The 18291-nt window shown below is 76.3% G+C and carries 5 protein-coding genes; all 5 read right to left on the reverse strand.

Annotated features, from left to right (window positions below; all coding sequences use genetic code 11):
- Window positions 1–22: 22 nt before the first annotated feature.
- Genes ACIBTV_RS12810 through ACIBTV_RS12830 form a run of 5 tightly spaced genes read right to left on the reverse strand, consistent with a single transcriptional unit; the run spans window position 23 to window position 17978 of the window.
- Window positions 23–5485: an SDR family NAD(P)-dependent oxidoreductase gene (locus ACIBTV_RS12810; RefSeq protein WP_396704276.1), complete on the reverse strand. Its 5463-nt coding sequence runs from the start codon at window positions 5483–5485 to the stop codon at window positions 23–25.
- A 10-nt stretch (window positions 5486–5495) separates the two neighbouring features.
- Window positions 5496–9023, reverse strand: coding sequence for an amino acid adenylation domain-containing protein (locus ACIBTV_RS12815; protein WP_396704277.1), 3528 nt, complete (start codon window positions 9021–9023; stop codon window positions 5496–5498).
- Entirely contained in the window at window positions 9020–11329 is a 2310-nt protein-coding gene (locus ACIBTV_RS12820) for a lantibiotic dehydratase (RefSeq protein ID WP_396704279.1), read from the reverse strand. Before ACIBTV_RS12820 ends, ACIBTV_RS12815 begins: the two co-directional genes overlap by 4 nt.
- Window positions 11326–14514 (reverse strand): thioesterase domain-containing protein, encoded by a 3189-nt coding sequence (locus ACIBTV_RS12825; protein WP_396704281.1) that lies wholly within the window; start codon window positions 14512–14514, stop codon window positions 11326–11328. The genes ACIBTV_RS12820 and ACIBTV_RS12825 overlap by 4 nt, the downstream gene beginning before the upstream one ends.
- A complete protein-coding gene (locus ACIBTV_RS12830) occupies window positions 14511–17978 on the reverse strand; it encodes an AMP-binding protein (protein WP_396704283.1) in 3468 nt (1155 codons plus the stop codon). Before ACIBTV_RS12830 ends, ACIBTV_RS12825 begins: the two co-directional genes overlap by 4 nt.
- Window positions 17979–18291 lie beyond the last annotated feature (313 nt).

Genomic DNA, 18291 nt, shown 5'->3' on the forward strand with positions numbered 1-18291 from the left:
TCGGTTCTCCTGGTTCTCGGGGTCAGGCGCGGGGCAGCCGCGGAATGGCCGGGATGGCCGCCGCCGCTGCCGGTTCCTCGGCCGTGGCTGCGGTCGACCGCAGCTCCTCGATACGGACGGCGAGGCCCGCCACGGTGGGCGTCTCGAAGAGGCTGCGCATCGGCAGCCGGACGCCGGTGGCCTTGCGCACCGCCGCGATCAGCTGCACCGCCACCAGGGAGTTGCCGCCGAGGGAGAAGAAGTCGTCGTCGACCCCCACCTCGGCCACCCCGAGGGCGTCGCGCCACACCTGCGCGATGGCGATCTCCAGCTCGCTGGTCGGCGCGGCCGAACCGCCGCCGACCGCGCCCGGCGAGGCGGCCGTCGACTCCGGCTCCCCCTCCAGGCTCTCCGTGGTCACCCGGCCCGCGCGGTCGCGGATGTCGGCCACCGTGCGGGTGGCGATCACGACCTGAGCGCCCAGCCCGGCGGTGAGGCTGCGCCGGAACGCCTCCGCACCGTCCACCGGGCGGATGTCCTCGCCCGACGCGGCGGGCGCGCCGTCGGGCGCGGCCGCGGTCAGGCCGCCGGTGACGGCGCCCTGGTCGACCCGGCGCAGCACGAAGTCGCTGATCGCGACCAGCTCCCGGCCGTCGCCGTCACGCAGGCTCAGGTCCGCGGCCACCACCTCGTCGGTGGCGCTGGGCCGGTGCCGCAGGTGGCTGGTGAAGTGTGCCGGCAGCGGCCCGCGCACCACGATCCGCCCGTACGACAGCGGCAGGTAGGTGCCGGAGCCCTGGCCACGGCCGAACGCGGTCGCCACGTCGAGCAGGGCCGGGTGCAGACCCCAGGCGGCCAGGTCGGCGGCGACCTCGGCGGGCGCCTCGATCCGGGCCAGCTCCTCGCCGTCGGCGAGGTGGTGCTCGCGCAGCGCGTTCCAGCGCGGCCCGAACGTCAGCATGCTGGTGCGGCCCCGGCCGAACGAGGCGTCGTCGTCGACCCGCCGGCCCGCGACCGTCGCCGCCCCCACCGGTGGCGCGGCCTCCCGCGTCCAGCCGGCCGCGCCCCGCACGTGCGTACGCTCCACGCCGCCGGCGAGGCTGCGGACCGCGAAGTCCACCCCGTCCTCGGCCGGCGTCAGCTCGACCCGGTACTGCGCCACCGTGCCGTCCGGCACCGCGAACGGCTCCAGGAACACCACGTCGCGCAGCTCCACCGCCGCGTCCCCGGCGGGGGCGGGAACCGCCGCCGCGACCGCCGCCCGCACCGACTCCAGGTGCGCGGTGCCCGGCACCACCGGCACCCCGCCGATGCGGTGCTCGTCGAGCACCCAGTGGGTGGCCGCGGAGACCAGGCCGTGCAGCACGGTGCCCTCCGGCGCGGACACCCGCGTGGTCAGCACCGGATGGTCCACGGCGGTGGTCACGGTGTCCCGTCCGGCGGCCCGGAAGCCGGCCGGCGCGACGGTCTCCACCGCCATGCCCACCTCGGCCCAACCGCCCCAGTTCTGCGACAGCACCGGCGCCCGCCAGCCCTGCCCGGAGCGGGCGTGCGCGTCGAGGAAGGCGTTCGCCGCGCAGTAGTCCACCTGGCCGAAGCCGCCGACCACCGCGGTGATCGAGGAGCAGAGCACCACGAAGTCCAGCGGCAGGTCACCGAAGACCTGGGCCAGGGCGAGGGTCCCGGCGAGCTTCGGCGCGAGCACCCGCTCGGCCTCGGCCCGCTCCTTGATCTCGGCCATGCCGCCGCCGGGCAGGCCCGCCGCGTGCACGACGCCGTCGATCCCGCCGTACGCCTCCTCGGCCGCCGCCCGCACCCGGCGCAGGTCGGCCGGGTCGGTGACGTCGGCGGCGAGCACCAGCACCTGCGCGCCGGCGGCCTCCATCCGGCGGATCGCCGCGATCGCCCGGCCGCTGCGGTCGTCGCTGCCGTGCACGGCGAGGTGCTCGTCCCACTGGTCGCGCGGCGGCAGGCCGGAGCGGGCCAGCAGCACCAGCCGCGCCCGGGCCCGCCGGGCGAAGTCCTCGGCGAGGGTGATGCCGATGCCGCCCAGGCCGCCGGTGATGACGTACCGCCCGCCCTCGCGCAGCGCGCCCGGCTCCCCCTCGGCGTCCAGGGTGACCTGCTCGTAGTCGGCCAGCCAGCGGCGACCGCCGCGCAACGCCACCTCGGCGCGGCGCGCGTCGCCGGCCCGGCGCAGCTCAGCGAGCAGCGCCCGCCCGCCGTCGTCGGTCGGGTCGGCGTCGACCAGCCGGACCGTCAGGCCGGGCAGCTCGGCGGGGAGCACCCGGGCCAGACCGGCGAGCGTGGCGTGCTCCGGCCGGACGAGGTCGTCGCCCCGGACGTCGCCGACCCCGGCGGTGACCAGGTCCAGGTGCAGGTCGCCCTCCTCGGCGGTCAGGCCGGCGCCGGCGAGCGCCTGCACCAGGTGCAGCGCGCTGAAGAAACCGGCGTCCTGCGCCGCCCAGGCGGCCGCGATGTCGGTGCCGGCCGGAACGCCGTCCAGGGTGGACGCGTGGATGAGCCGGGTCGGCATCCCGTCGGCGGTGAGTGCGGCGACCAGCGCGTCGTAGTCCTCGCGTACGCCGGGGCGCAGCCGGTAGCCGCTCCCGGTGGCCGCGAAGGCGTCACCGGGGCGTACCTCCAGCGGCTCGGCCCCCGCCTCCCGCAGGCCGGCGAGCAGTGCGTCGCCGCGCGGACCGGCGGTGAACACCAGGCAGCGGCCGAGCGGACCGGTCCCCGGTTCGGCGGCCGCCTGCCGCCACACCGGCACGGCGAACCACTCCGCCAGCGGACGCGGCCCGGTCGGCGTCGTCGCCCGCGGCTGCTCCGGGTCCGGGTCGACCCAGTAGCGACGCCGTTCGAACGGGTAGGTGGGCAGCGGGACCCGCCGGGCCTGCGGGTCGGCGCCGAGGCGGACCGGGACGCCGCCGCACCAGAGCGCCGCGGCCGCGCCGAGCAGGGTGGCCAGGTCGCCGGTGGCGTCGCCCGGCCCGGGCAGGCTGCCCAGCGGGGTCAGCCGGCGCTGCTCGGCGGAGGCCTTGGCGACCTGCATCCGGGCCAGGTTCGCCAACTGCTTCCCGGGCCCGCACTCGACCAGCTGCCAGGTGCCCTCCCCGAGCAGGGTGCCCACGCAGTCACCGAAGCGCACCGGGCGGCGCAGGTGGGCGGCCCAGTACGCCGGGTCGGTGGCCTGCGCGTCGGTGATCCAGGTGCCGGTGACGTTGGACAGGAACGGCACCGCCGGCGGGCGCAGGGTCACCGACGCCATGAGCGCGGTGAACTCGTCGAGGATCGGCTCCATCATGGGCGAGTGGAAGGCGTGCGAGGTCCGCAGCGCCTTGCTCTTGCCCTTGAGCAGCTCGGCGAAGGCGGCGACCGCCTCGGTCTCCCCGGCGACCACGCAGGTGCCCGGCCCGTTGACCGTCGCGATCGACAGGCCCTCGGGCAGCCGCTCGGCGATCGCCGACTCGTCGAGCGAGACGGCGAGCATCGAGCCGGCCGGCAGCGACTGCATCAACCGACCCCGGGCGGCGACGACCCGCAGCGCGTCGGGCAGGTCGAGGACGCCGGCGACGGTGGCGGCGACGTACTCGCCGATCGAGTGGCCGATCATCGCCGCCGGCCGGGCACCGGCGTCCTGCCAGAGCCGGGCCAGCGCGTACTCGACGACGAACAGGGCGGGCTGGGTGTAGCGGGTCTCGGTCAGCCGCTCCCCCGCGTCCGGCTCGCGACCCAGGATCAGGTCACGGATGTCGAGCCCCAGCTCCGGGCGGAGCAGCTCGGCGCACTCGTCGACCACGGCCGCGAACCCCGGCTCCTCGGCGTAGAGCTGCGCACCCATGCCGGCGTACTGCGCGCCCTGGCCGCTGAACAGGAAACAGAGCCTCGGGGCGGGGCCGTCGGCCACCCCCCGGTGTCCGCGCCGCGCGTCGCGCAGGGCCGCGGCCGCCGTCGGCAGGTCGGTGGCGACCACGGCGGCGCGGTGCGGATACTCCCGCCGGCCCACCCGCAGGGTGTGCGCGACGTCGGCGAGGTGCTCCGGCCCGGCGTCCGCGGCCTCGGTGAGGCGCGCGGCGAGCCGCTGCACCGCCGTGTCGAGCGCGGTGGCGGTCTGGGCCGAGACGTGCAGCAGCTGCGCCGGCCGCACCCGCCGCGGCGCCCGGTACGCCGCCGGCGCCTGCTCCAGCACGACGTGGGCGTTGGTGCCGCCGATGCCGAACGAGCTGACCCCGGCCCGGCGCGGCCCGCCGTCGGTGTCCCACTTGGTGAGGGTGTTCGCCACGTAGAAGGGGGTGTCGGCGAACTCCACCGCCGGGTTGGGGGTCTCGTAGTTGATCGTCGGCGGGATCAGCCCGTGTTCCATGGCGAGCACCGTCTTGATGACGCTGACGATGCCGGAGGGCTGGCTGAGGTGGCCGATGTTCGACTTCACCGACCCGATGCCGCACCAGCCCCGGTCGTCGGTGTCCCGCAGGTAGACCGCCGAGAGCGCGGCGACCTCGATCGGGTCGCCCATCGCGGTGCCGGTGCCGTGCGCCTCGACGTAGCTGATGGTGCGCGGGTCGACGTCGGCCATCGCGACGGCCTGGGCGATCGCCTCCATCTGGCCGTCGATGCTCGGGGCGGTGAAGCCGACCTTGCCGGCGCCGTCGTTGTTGATGGCGTTGCCGAGCACCACGGCGCGGATCGCGTCGCCGTCGGCGATCGCGTCGGAGAGGCGCTTGAGCAGCGTCACGCCGACGCCGCTGCCCCACACGGTGCCGTTCGCGCCGGCGTCGAAGGGGCGGCACCGCCCGTCGGGCGAGGTGAAGCCCTCCATGCCGAGGTAGCCGACGTGCGGCAGCTCGATGTTCACCCCGCCCGCGAGGGCCATGTCGCACTCGCCGTTGCGCAGCGCCTCGCAGGCCAGGTGGAAGGCGACCAGCGACGTCGAGCAGGCGGTGTGCACGGTGAGGCTCGGCCCGCGCAGATCCAACCGGTACGACACGTTGGTGGCCACGTAGTTCGGCGAGTTGCCGGTGGCGATCGACACGGCGCCGTGCGGGCTGCCGCCGACCCGCTTGTTACGCAGCACGTAGCGGTGCAGGTAGGTGTTCCCACCGGTGCCGGCGTAGACCCCGACGGCGCCGTCGTAGCGGGACGGGTCGTAGCCGGCGTCCTCCAGGGCGGTGTGGCAGGTCTCCAGGAACAGCCGGTGCTGCGGGTCGGTGATCTCCGCCTCCCGGCTGGTCATCCCGAACAGCCCGGCGTCGAACTCGTCGTACCCGTCGACCAGGGGCGCCCGGTTGACCCAGCCGGGGTCGTCCACCTCCTCGGTGGTCGCGCCCCGGGCCAGCTGCTCCTCCCGGGTGAGCTCGGTGACCGACTCCACCCCGTCGACCAGGTTGCGCCAGAACTCGTTCACGTCGGCCGCCCCGGGCAGGCGGGCGGCCAGCCCGACGATCGCGATCGGCTCGATGCCGTCGCCGTCGCCGGACAGTTCGGTTGCGGTCGAATCGTCCATCACGTGTCCTTCAGTGCGCGGTGCCGCCGGGGCGGCGAGGTGGGTTACGGCGGGTACGACTGCGTCGGGCCGCGGCGCGGAGGGCGGCGCGGGCGAGTTCCGGTCGATCGGCGGCGCCGTCGAGGCTGGCGGCGAGACTCCGGATCGTGGGGTGGCGGAACAGGTCGAGCATCGCGATGGAACGCCCGGTCGCGGCGGTGAGCCGGGCGTGGACCGCGGCCAGGGCCAGCGAGTGACCGCCGATGTCGAAGAAGTTGTCGGTGACACCCACCCGGTCGCGTTCGAGGATTTCCCGCCAGATGCCGGCGATCAGCTCCTCCGTCTCGGTGAGCCCACCCGGGCCCGCCGGCAGCGGCGACCGCGGCGTCTCGGTGGCCGCGACGGTCATCGCACCGAGCTGGGCCACCCGGACGGTCGGCCGGGGCAGCTCCACGGCCACCGCGCGCGCGGGCGCGTCCGGGTCGGCGGTGAGCGCGCCGACCAGGGCCGCCAGGTCGGCGAGGAGCGCTTCGACCCGCTCGCCGTCGAAGAGGTCCGGGTTGTGCACCACCTCGACGCCGACCCGGCCGGCCCGCTCGACCACGTAGACGGTGATGTCGAACGGTGAGCCCGGTTTCGGCACCGGCACCGGCTCGCCGGCGAGCCCGGCCAGCGTCAACCGGGGCGGCACGAAGTTGAGCACGTTGAACAGCACCTGCACCAGCGGCGCCCGGGAGGTGTCCCGGCCGACGCCGAGCGCCTCGACGACCCGTTCGAGCGGTGCGCCCGGGTGGGTCGTCACCTCGTGCAGCTCGGCGGCGCACCGGTCGACCAGCTCGGCGAAGCTCGCCCCGGCGGTGCGGACCCGCACCGGCACGGTGTCGATGAAGAAGCCCACCACGTCGTCGAAGGCGGCGAGCCGGCGGTCCGCGACGATCGCGCCCAGCACGTGGTCGTCGCCGCCGGTGAGCCGCGCCAGCAGCTCGCCGAAGCCGGCCAGCAGCACGGCCGCGACGGTCGTCCCCCGCCGCTCGGCGAGGGCCCGCACCGCACGGTCGGTCTCCTCGGTCAGCCGCACCGCCGCCTCGGCGCCCGCGTACGTCTGCACCGCCGGGCGCGGACGGTCCCGGGGCAGGTCCAGCACGGTGGGCGCCCCCGCGAGGTGAGCCGTCCACCAGGCCAGGTCCGCCTCGCCCCGGTGGGCGTCGCGCTCGGCCCGCCACACCGCGTAGTCCGCGTACGTGGCCGGCAGCGCCGGCAGGCGCGGCACCCGCCCCGCCACCGCCTGGGCGTACGCGTCGGCGACGTCGTCGTAGAGGACCGCCTCGGACCAGCCGTCGAAGACCGCGTGGTGCAGGGTGATCGCCAGCACGTGCTCGTCCGGGCCGAGCCGGTAGACGGTCACCTGCCAGGGCGGACCGGTCGCCAGGTCGAACGCGTGGCCGGCCCCGGCGGCGAGCATTCGGGCCAGCTCCGCCTCCCGGTCGACGCCGCCGGTCAGGTCGACCACCGGCACGGCCACGTCGGTGGGCTCCTCGCGGACCGCGTACGGCACACCGCCGGTCTGCGGGATCCGCCAGCGCAGCACGTCGTGCCGCACGGCGACGGCGCGCAGCGCGGCACCCAGCGCGGCGGTGTCGAGCGGGCCGTGCAACCGGTGCGCCACCGCGATGTTGTAGGGCGCGCTGGACGGGGCGAGCTGGTCGACGAACCACAGCCGCCGCTGCGGCGGGGAGAGCGTGGGCGGGTTGCCGGTGGTGAGCCCGTCCGCGTCGGCCGTGGCGGCGGCGGTCACCCGGCCGACCAGACCGGCGAACGTGCGCTCAGCGAAGACGTCCCGCGTGTCGACGTGCCGGCCCAGCTCGGCGCGGAGCGCCGCGACCAGCCGCATCGCCGCGATCGAGTTGCCACCGGCGGCGAGGAAGTCGGTGTCCGGGCCGGGCGCCCCGCCGAGCAGCCGCGTCCAGATCCGGGCCACCGCCGCCTCGACCGGCTCGTCGGGCCGCGGGTCGGCCGCCTCGTCCCGGGCGGGACGGTCCACGGTGGCCAGCGCGCGCAGCGCCGGCCGGTCCAGCTTGCCGGTGGTCGGGCTGACCGGCAGCGCGGCGAGACGCCGCACCCGCGCGGGAAGCATCGCGGCGGTCAGTCGGGACGCGGCGTACGCCCGCAGCCGCTCGTCGTCGGGCGCGTCGGTCGGGGTGAGGAACGCGACCAGCTCGGTGCCGGCCGGGCCGGGCACCGCCTCCACGGCGACCCGGTCGACGCCCGGCAGGTCGGCCAGCACGGCCTCCACCTCGCCCAGCTCGATGCGCTGACCCCGGATCTTGACCTGGCGGTCGGCCCGTCCCAGGTAGACGATCCGTCCCCGGGCGTCCAGCCGGACCAGGTCGCCGGTGCGGTACAGCCGCTCGCCGGGCCGCTGCGCGAACGGGTCCGGGACGAACCGCTCGGCGGTCAGGCCGGGCCGGTTGAGGTAGCCGTCGGCGAGCCCGGGCCCCCCGATGAGCAGCTCGCCGGTCTCCCCCGGCGGCACCGGGTGCAGCCGCTCGTCCACCACGTACGCCCGGTGGTTGGGCAGCGGCACGCCGATCGGCACCGGGTCGGTCTCGGTGGCGGTCAGCGGGCCGCTCACCGCGAGCACCGTGGTCTCCGTCGGCCCGTAGCCGTTGAGCAGGGTGCGCCCGGGCGCCCAGCGGGCGGCCAGCTCCGCCGGCACCGCCTCCCCGCCGCAGAGCACCACCCGCCACGCGGGCAGCTCCGCCGGGTCCAGCATGGCCAGCACCGTCGGCGTGATGAATCCCCAGTTGACCTCGTGCGCGGCGATGAACCGGGCCAGCCGCACCGGGTCGGCCCGGTCGTCCGCGCCGAGCAGCTGCACGGAGCCGCCGAGCAGTAGCGGGACGAACAGGTCCATGGTGGCGGCGTCGAAGCCGAGCGAGGCGATGCCGAGGCTGCGTACGCCCGCGTCGGCGCCGGTGAGCGCGACGACCCCGTGGACGAACTCGACGGCGTTGCGGTGGGTGGTGAGGACGCCCTTCGGGCGGCCGGTGGAGCCGGAGGTGAACAGCACGTACGCCGGGTCACCGGGTCGGGCTGGGCCGGGCGTCACCGGTGCCGGCACCGCCACCGGTGCGGGCAGCGGCAGGGCCACGACCCCGGGCACGTCCGCGAACTCGACCTGGGCCGCGTCACCGACCACCACGGACACACCCGCGTCGGCGGCGATCTCCCGCAGCCGCCGGCGGGGACCGCCCGGCTCCAGCGGCACGTAGCAGCCACCGGCGAGCAGCACCCCGAGCACCGTGGCGACCAGCTCCGGACGGCGGTGTCCGCAGACCCCCACCCGGGTCTGCCGGCCGACGCCGTGCCCGCGCAGGGCGGCGGCCACCGCGGCGGCCCGGTCCAGCAGCTCCCGGTAGGTGAGCCGGGCGTCCCACTGCCGCACGGCGACCGCGTCGGGCGTACGCGCGGCCCGCGCGACGATCAGCTCCGCCAGCGTCGCGTCCGGCCAGGGCAGCGTCTGCCCGTGCACCGCGCTGATGGACAGGATGTCGGTCACCCGTTCTCTCCCCGGTAGCTTCTCGGATCGGTGATCTGCAGGCGCACTTCGCTGACGTGCCCGCGGCCCTGCGCGTCGGTCACCCAGCTGTCCTCCGGCGCCGGCAGCAGCTCGCTGACGACCACCGGCACGTCCGGGCCGGTCCGCGCCGCGGCGGCGACCAGTTGGCAGAGCGACTGGGCGTGCAGCGGGCCGGTCAGGTCGACGTAGCAGGGCTTGACCTCGGTGCCGGTCTTCACGAAGACCCGCTCCGGCAGGCCGAGCCGTCGTCGCCAGCGGCGGACGGCGAGGAACCGTTCCGCGTCGCCGGTGACCTCGGCCAGGCCGCTCTCCCCGGCCGTGGTCCGCCACGTCCGGCGGGCCACCACCAGCCGGTCGATGGTGATGCGGGGCGTGTGCGGGGCCGGCGCGATCAGCTTGAAGCTGTCCAGCAGCAGCGAGCCGAGCAGGTGCGCGAAGATCTCCACGAGGGGCCAGCGGCCCCCGTCGGGCAGCACCGCGGTCAGCTCGCCGTCCACCGGCTCGACTCGCACCTCGGTGGCCGGGACGAGCGCGTCGACGTCGGCGCCACGCGCGGTGTCGATGCCGAACTGCCGGTCGGCCGGGCCGGTCGACGCGTAGGTGGTGCGGGTGGTGACCCGGGGAAAGCCCTCCGGGTAGAGCACCCGGGCCCGGGCCGGGCCGAGGTCGGCGTCCAGCCCGGCACGCAGCGCCGCCGGGTCGGGGTGGAACGGCGCGAAGACCACGCCGTCGAACGGCGCGTACGCCGGGTGCAGCTCGCCGAGCACCAGCAGGAAGTCGCCCCGGTTGACGGCCGCCACGTCCGGGGCGACGATCTGCACGTCCGGGCTGTGGATGCGGGCCGACGGCCAGCCGGGCCCGGTCGCGGCGAAGAGCCGGGCCGCCCGCTCGGCCAGGGCGTCGCTGCGCAACCGCAGCTCCGGCTGGTCGGCGGCGACCGCGTCGAGGCCGAACAGCTCCGTCCAGCGGGCGGTGAACCCGGCGCTGGCCCCGGCGAGCGGGCCGTCCGGGGCGAGCAGCAGCCCCTGCGCCAGCGCCCAGATGTCGGCCAGCCGGACCGGGCCGTCGCCGCGCAGCTCGGCGTGCAGCTCGTCGAGGACGCCCCGCAGCGCCGCACCGACCTCGGCGGTGAGCCAGCGGGCCGCCGCAAGGACGATCGCCAGCGGCGGCGCGAGGGCGTCCAGCACACCCGCGCCGATGGTCGCCGTCAGGTCCCGGGCGGTCTCCTCGTACAGCACGGTGCGGCCGGCGTACATCTGGCCGTCCTGGCGGGTCGCGGGCCCGCCGGTGGCGGCGGTGAACTCGGCGTCCAGCGCGGCGAGCGCGGCGCGCAGCCGGTCCGCGTCGCCGGCCGCCGCGGCCACCGCGTCGCGGGCGGCACACAGCCGGTCGAAGCCCTCGGTCAGGGCGGTCCGGAGGGCGGGTTCGCCGACGGCGGCGAGCCGGTCGCGCAGCACCCGTTCGGCCCGCGGGCTGACCGGCAGGGCCGCGTCCCAGCTCAGCAGGCCCCGCCCGACCAGCCGGTCGAGCAGCAGGTAGCCGTCGTCCGCGCTGCGCAGCCCGGGCTCCGCGTCGGCGCGGGCGCGCTCCACGACGGTCACGGCGGAGGTCCGCCCGTCGCAGTACGACAGCAGGCGCGCCTCGGCGGCGGTCAGCTCCAACGGTGGGTGCAGCGGCCGGCGCAGCTGCCGGCCGGCGACGCTCAGGTGCGGGGGCAGCGCGGGCGCCCACCACCGGCGCACGGCCAGGTCCTCGGCGAGCCGGTCGGCGTACGCGATCAGCGCCCACGCCTCGAAGTGGACCTCCCGGCGGGACACCAGCGCCGGGCCGGGGTCGAGCCGGGTCTGGGCTGAGTCCGGGTCGAGGCGCACCCAGCAGACCGGCCCGAAGAAGCCGATCGTCTCCGCCTTGCCGCAGTAGCGCTGCCAGTACCGCAGCAGGCGGCCCTCGCGCTCACGGCGGCGCCAGTTGCGGGCCGTCGGGTCGGTGCGCCGCAGGCCGTCCAGCGCGGTCAGCATGCCCGGGTTCTGCCAGGCGACCGCCTCCCGCAGCAGCGGGTCGCCGGCGAGGGCGTCGGCCTGCGCGGAGGTGTCGAGCAGCGCCGCCCGGAACGCCTTGTCGAACAGCTCGTCGGTGCCGTCGCCGGCGAGCAGCGCGTCGGCGGCGGCCGCGGCGTCCGGCGCGGTGAACGCCGCCAGCCCGGCCGCCGGGAACCCGGCCGTACGCAGCACCGCGTCGCGCCACAGCCACCAGCCGGTGTCGCCGAGTGGGATCCGGTGGCTCATCGGGCCACCGCGGGCTCGTCGCCGTCCACGATGTGCAGCCGCAGCTCGCTGAAGTAGCGCCGGCCCTGGGCGTCGGGCACCCACGCGTCGTCGGGGGTCGGCAGCATCTCGCTCACGACCAGCGACACGCCGTCGCCGCCGCCGACGCGGGCGGACCGGACCATCGCGCAGAACATGTTGGCGAACGCCGGGCTGCCCAGGTCGACGAAGCAGGGCTTGGTCTCGGTGCCGAGCTTGATGTAGACCCGCTCGGGCAGCCCGAGTCGCCGGCGCCAGCTCCGGATCGCGAGGAACCGCTCCCGCTCGCCGGTCACCGTGCCCAGGCCGCTCTCCCCGACCGTGGTGCGCCACGTCTGCCGGGCGACCACCAACCGGTCCAGGGTGATCCGCGGCGTGTACGGCGCGGCCGCGACCAGTTTGAACCCGTCGACGGCGTGCGCGGCGAGCAGGCCGGCGAAGATCTCGGTCAGCGGCCAACGCTGCCCGTCCGCCGCGGTCGCCACCAGCCGGCCGTGCTCCTCGGTGACGGTCAGCGCGACCGTCGGCAGCACCCGCTCCGGGTCGGCGCCCGGCGCCGGCAGGAACGCGAGTTGCCGGTCGGTCGGGCCGACCAGCGCCTCGGCGACCCGGCTGGTGCGCCGGGGCCAGTCGGTGGGGAACAGCAACCGGATCCGCCGTTCGCCGAGGTCCTCCGCGAGGGCGGCCCGCAGCCGCTCCACGTCCGGGTGCGACGGGGTGAACACCTGGCAGTCGAACGACGGCCAGGCGGCGTGCAGCTCGCCGAGCACCACCGTGTAGTCGCCACGGGCCAGCGCGTCCGGGTCGGTCGCGCAGATCTGCAGGTCGGGGCTGTGCAGCCGGGAGTTCGTCCACTCCGGACGCACGTGCGGGAAGACCTCGGAGACCCGCCCGGCGAGCTCCTCCACCCGCAGCCGCACCTCGGTCGTGCCGGCGGGCAGGGTGTCCAGCCCGAACAGCCCGGCCCACCGGCCGGCGAACTCGGTGGCCACCGCGTCGACCGGCCGTTCGCCGTCGCCCCAGAACATCCCCTGGGCCAGGAACCACAGGTCGGACAGGGCCACCGGCCCGTCGCCCGCCTCCGCGCGCAGCTCGTCGTAGAGCTCCCGGAACACCGTCCCGTACGCGTCCTCCAGCGCACCGGCCAGCCAGCGGGCCGCCTGGAGCAGCACGCCCAGCGGCGCGGCGATGCCGTCCAGCAGCGGCGCGCCGAACACCACGTCCAGGTCACGGCTGGTGTCCTCGTAGCAGAGGGTCCGGCCGGCGTACATCTGACCCTCGCGGCGGCGCGGCGGCTGACCGGTCAACGCGGTGAACGTCTCGTCCAACCCGTCCAGCGCCGCGCGCAGGGTGTCGGGGTCGCCGGCCGCCGCCGCGACGGCGTCCCGCGCCGCGCGCAGCCGCGCGAAGCCGTCCCGGGCGGCGGCCCGCGCCTCGGGGTCGCCGACGGACTCGATCCGCTGCGCCAGCACGTCCTCGGCGGCCGGGCTGACCGGCAGGCCGGCGTCCCAGACGACCAGCTCCCGCTCGACCAGCCGGTCGAGCAGCGCGTACCCGTCCTCCGGCCGGCGCAGCCCGATCTCCGGGTCGGTGACCAGGTCACCGGCGCAGCGGTGACCGTCGGCGGCGGCGAGCAGCGCCGCCTCCACCGGGGAGAGCGGCACCGGCGGCCGGCCGGGCCGCCGCACCGCCCGGCCGTCGAGCCGCAGGTGCGGGGCGAGCCGCGGCGGCCACCACCGGCGTACGGCGAGGTCGGCGGCGAGGTGCTCGGCGTACGCGGTCAGCGCCCACGACTCGAACCACACCCAGCGGCGACGGGTGAGGGCCGGACCGGGGCGGACGTCGGCGGCGTCCGGCCGGCTCGGGTCGAGGGTCGCCCAGCAGCTCGGGCCGAAGAAGCCGACGGTCTCGTTCTTGCCGCAGTAGCGCTGCCAGTACTTGAGCAGGGCGCGTTCCCGGTCCCGCCGACGGACGTTGCGCGGCGCGTCGGGGCCGCCCTTGCGCAACCCGTCGAGCGCGAGCAGGGCCCCCCGGTTCTGCCAGGTGATCGCCTCACGCAGCAGCGGGTCGCCGGCCAGCTCGGTCAGCCGACGGCCGGCGGCGGCGACCGCCTCGGCGAACTCCTTCTGGAACTGCTCCTCCCCGGCGCCGGTGGCCAGCAGCTCGTCGGCGGCGGCCGCCGCCTGCGGGGCGGCGAGCATGGTGAGCCCGTCGGCGGGGAATCCGGTGGTGCGCAGGATCGCGTCGCGCCACACCGACCAGCCGGTGTCGCCCAGCGGCACCCGGTGGCCACCGCCCACGGGGGCCGGGCCGGCGGCGGTCGCAGGCACGTCCTCGGCGACCGCCTCGTCGGCGACCGCGGCTGACGCGGCGGCGGTGGCGGTGGCGGTGGCGGCGAGGACGGTGGCCGGCGCGGCGGGCGGCTGGTCGGTGCCGGCCAGGGCGGCCGTCAGGTCGGCGCGGATCGCGGCGGCCAACTCCGGCAGCGCGTCGTGCAGGAAGAAGTGCCCGCCGTCGATCTCGCGCAGGGTGAAGCCGGCCACGGTGTGCTGCCGCCAGGCCTCGCTGTGCGCGCGGGTCACCGCCCGGTCGTGCCGGCCGGCGAACGCCACGACCGGCACCGGCAGCGGCTCACCGGGGGCGTAGCGGTAGCTGTCGACCCGCCCGAAGTCGGCGCGGAGCAGCGGCAGCAGCAGCTCCACCAGCTCCGGATGGTCGAGCACCTCGGCGGGGAGGCCGCCGCCGCTGCCGAGCCGGCGCAGCAGCTCGTCGTCGTCCACGGTGGACAGCCCGTCGAAGAGGCTGGGCGCGGTCACGTGCGGGGCGCGCGCCCCGCCGACATACAGCCGCAGCGGCAGCGGCTCGCCCTCCCGGCGCAGCTCGCGGACCACCTCGAACGCGACCCGGCCGCCCATCGAGTGCCCGTAGATCGCGTACGGGCCGGTGACCCGTCCGGCGATGGCGCGGGCCACGTCGGCGACCCGGAACCGGGGATCCTCGGTGATGCGGTTCTCCCGCCCGGGCAGCTGCACCGGCAGCACCTCGACGGGCGCGCCGATCGCGTCCGGCCAGTGGCGGAACGCGCTGGCGCCGGCGCCCGCGTACGGCAGGCAGAAGAGTTGGACCGGCGCCGCGTTCCGGGCTCCGGCGGAGACGAACCAGTTCACCGCGCGCCTTTCCGAGTGGGGTCGATCCAGTAGCGCTGCCGCTGGAAGGGGTAGGTGGGCAACCCGGTGCGGCGGACCGTGCCCTCCGGATGCAGCGCCGCCCACTCCACGTCGCCACCGGTCACCCACGTGGCGGCGAGCTCGCACAGCTCCGCCGGCGCGCCGGCCACCCGGGCCCCGGACTCCAGCAGGTCGTCCAGGGCGGCGACCGCGCCGGCCAGGTCGGTCGCGACCACCGCGGCCCGGTGGTCGAACGCCTTGCGCCCCAGGGCGAGGGTGGCGGCCACCTCGGCCAGCGCCGGGGCGGCTCCGGCCAGGTGCTGCCGCAGCCGGGTCAGCGCGTCCCGCAGCGCCGCCGGCGTACGCGCGGAGACCGGCAGCAGGTGCGCGGCGGGAGTCCCCTCGGCCGGGTCGACCGGCGGTGGCTGCTCGACGACGACGTGCGCGTTGGTGCCGCCGAGGCCGAACGAGCTGACCCCGGCGACCCGGCGCGGCGCCTCCGGCCAGTCCCGCGCCTTCGTCGGCACGTAGAAGGGACCACTGGCCAGGTCGATCTCCGGGTGTGGTCGGGTGAAGTGCAGGTTGGGCGGGATCACGCCGTGCTGCACGGCGAGCACCGCCTTGATCAGGCCGGCGATGCCGGCGGCGGCGTCCAGGTGGCCGATGCCGGTCTTGACCGAGCCGAGCGCGCAGGTCTCCGCGGGGCCGCCGGCGTACACCTCGTGCAGCGCGGCGACCTCGATCGCGTCTCCCAGTGGGGTGCCGCTGCCGTGCGCCTCGACGAACCGGACCTCGCCGGGGGCGACCTCGGCGGCGGCGAGGGCGCCGGCCACGGCGGCGGCCTGCCCGGCGGGGCCGGGCACGGCGAAGCCGGCGCGGTCGCGGCCGTCGTTGGTGACCGCCCAGCCGGGCAGGATCGCGTAGATCCGGTCACCGTCGGCCTGCGCGTCGGCGAGTCGGCGCAGCGCGACCACCCCGACTCCGGAGCCGAAGCCGGAGCCGTTGGCGGCCTCGTCGAAGGCGCGGCACCGGCCGTCGGGCGACGCGAGCCCGCCGGGGGTGTGCCGGTAGCGGGGCCAGGTGACGTTGACGCCGCCGGCGAGCGCGATGTCGCACTGGTAGTCGGCCAGGCTCTGCACGGCGAGGCAGACCGCGACCAACGAGCTGGAGCAGGCGCTCTGCACGGCGACCGCCGGCCCGGTCAGCCCCATCCGGTACGCGACCTGCCCGGGCAGGTGGTCGGTGAACTGGCGGCCGACCAGCCGGGCCTCCCAGTCGTCCGGGTCCACGTCGCCGACCACGGCCGGGTTGTCCATGAGGTGGAACAGGAAGTAGCGGTTCGCGGAGGTGGCCGCGTAGACCCCGACGAGGCCGGGGAAGCGGTCCGGATCGTGGCCGGCGTCCTCGAGCGCCTCCCACGCGGTCTCCAGGAACAGCCGGTGCTGCGGGTCGGTCCGCGCCGCCTCCTGCTCGCCGAAGGCGAAGAACTCGGCGTCGAAGTCGGCGACGCCGTCGAGCCGGCCGGCAGCGCGGACGTGCCGGGGGTCGGCGCGCAGCCCCGGGCCGATGCCGAGCGCGGCCAGTTCGGCGTCGGTGTGGTCGTGGACGGCGTCCACGCCGGCGCAGAGGTTCCACCAGAACGTGGCGAGGTCGGGTGCGCCCGGGAACCGGCCGGCCAGGCCGACCACGGCGATCTCGTCGCCGGTGTACTCGCGGGCGGCCACCGGCGGGGCGGGCGGGGTGGCGAGCGTCGGCGCCCGGTCGGTGGCCGCCGGCTCGTCGATCAGGCGCGCCTGCGCGGCCACCGTGGGGTGCGCGAAGAGCCGCAGCATGGGCAGCCGCACGCCGAACCGCTCCGCCAGGCGCTGCTGCACCTGGCCGAGGAGCAGCGACTGGCCGCCGACGTCGAAGAAGGAGTCGGCGCGGCCGACTGCGGCCCGGCCGAGCACCGCGCACCAGATGTCGTGCACGGCCCGCTCGGTGGGGGTGGTCGGCTCCGCGCCGGGCGGCACCGCCGGCTCGGGGTCGGGCAGCGCCCGCTCGTCGATCTTCCCGGTGACGGTCAGCGGGAACTCGTCGACCGGCACGACGGCCCGGGGCAGCGCGTAACCGGGCAGCTGCCGGGCGAGCGCCGCGCGCAGGGCGGCCGGGTCGATCGGGGCGCCGGCCGGCCGGACGTACGCCAGCAGCTCGCCGTCGCGGGCGATCGCGCGGACCGCGCCGACGCCCGGTTCGGCGGCGAGCACGGACTCGATCTCGGTCAGCTCGATCCGGAATCCCCGCACCTTGACCTGGCGGTCGAGCCGGCCGAGGCAGCGCAGCTCGCCGCCCGGCAGCCGCTCACCGAGGTCACCCGTCCGGTACGTGGGCACCCCGTCGGGGTCGGTGGCGAACCGGTCGTCGTCCCGGTCGAGGTAGCCGGGGGCGAGGTGGGCGCTGCGCACCACGATCTCGCCGTTCTCGGCCAGCCGCAGTTGGTAGCCGGGCAGCGGGGTGCCGATCGGCAGCGGACCGGTGGCGTCGGAGTCGGCCTCGGCGAGCGGCAGCGCGTGCCGGGCGGCGAACGTCATCTCGGTTGCGCCGTAGCCGTTGACCAGGAGGCAGCCGGGCGCGAAGCGGCCCCGGCCGCGGGCCACGTCGGCGTGGGTGGCCTGCTCGCCGCCGAGCAGCACCACCCGGACCTGGTCGAGCCGTTCGACGCCCGGGGTGTCGAGCAGGAAGCGGTAGACCGTCGGCGTGGAGTGGTAGATCGTCGCGCCGTGCTGGGCGAGTTGCTCGACGGCGTGGGCGAGCCCGTGCCGGCGCAGGTCGACCGGGATGACGGCCGCGCCGCTGAGCAGCGCCGGGTAGAGGTCGGGGATGGCCGCGTCGAAGCTGAACGAGGCGAGCAGACTGAGGCGGTCGGCCGGGCCGATGGCGAGGGTGTCGATCTGGTTCCGCACCACGTGCAGGAGGTTGCGGTGGGTCTGCCCGACGGCCTTCGGCGCGCCGGTGGAGCCGGAGGTGAACAGCACGTACGCGAGCGCGTCGGGGTCGGTCGGCACGGGCCGCAGCGGGGCGGGGCGCACCTCCTCCACGCGTACGCTGCGCAGGCCGGGCCGCTCGGCACCGAGCCGGCGGGCCAGGTCCTCGTGCTCGGCTCCACAGAGGATGACGGAGGTGCCGGCGGCGTCGAGCATGTGCCGCAGCCGGCGGTGCGGGAAGCTCGGATCCAGCGGCACGTACGCGCATCCGGCGGCGAGGGCGCCGAGGATGGCGGCGATGGTGCGGGCCCCGTGTGCGGTCAGCAGGGCGACCCGGTCACCCGGTCGGGCTCCGGCCGCCGCCAGCGCGTCGGCGTAGCCGCCGGCCAGGCCGGCCAGCTCGGCGTAGCTGAGCTGGTGGGTCTCGCCGAGGACGGCGGGCTGGTCGGGACAGGCGGCGGCGACATCGCCGAAGCGATGGATCAGGGTCTCGTGCGCCATGTCAGGAGGCGGGCACTGCACCCGCGATGGGCGCGCAGCATTCGACAAACGTGATCATGACCCCCCCAGGACTTCACATTGAGAGCAGCATATGGCTCGATGTCCTGGTGCAAAGATCATCAATGAGAGTCCGGCCGAAGAGCCGATCGTCGCCTCGGACAACGGACGTCAGAATTAGTCCGATCATCCCTCTAGCGCATTGATCTATTACCGCCTAGATGGCTCGCGGCAAGCAATCCTACGGCGAACAAGGCCCATGACAGTCAAATTTCCTACAAGTGGGCTGATGTCCGATCTTGGGCGGGATGGGAGG

The organism is Micromonospora sp. NPDC049366 (genome assembly GCF_044466625.1).
Classification (GTDB): Bacteria; Actinomycetota; Actinomycetes; order Mycobacteriales; family Micromonosporaceae; genus Micromonospora.

What these genes read in the sequence shown, in the direction of transcription:
- ACIBTV_RS12810 (WP_396704276.1), bottom strand. Translation starts at nt 5,485, where the DNA reads ATGGACGATTCGACCGCAACCGAACTGTCCGGCGACGGCGACGGCATC.
- ACIBTV_RS12820 (WP_396704279.1), bottom strand. Translation starts at nt 11,329, where the DNA reads ATGAGCCACCGGATCCCACTCGGCGACACCGGCTGGTGGCTGTGGCGC.
- ACIBTV_RS12830 (WP_396704283.1), bottom strand. Translation starts at nt 17,978, where the DNA reads ATGGCGCACGAGACCCTGATCCATCGCTTCGGCGATGTCGCCGCCGCC.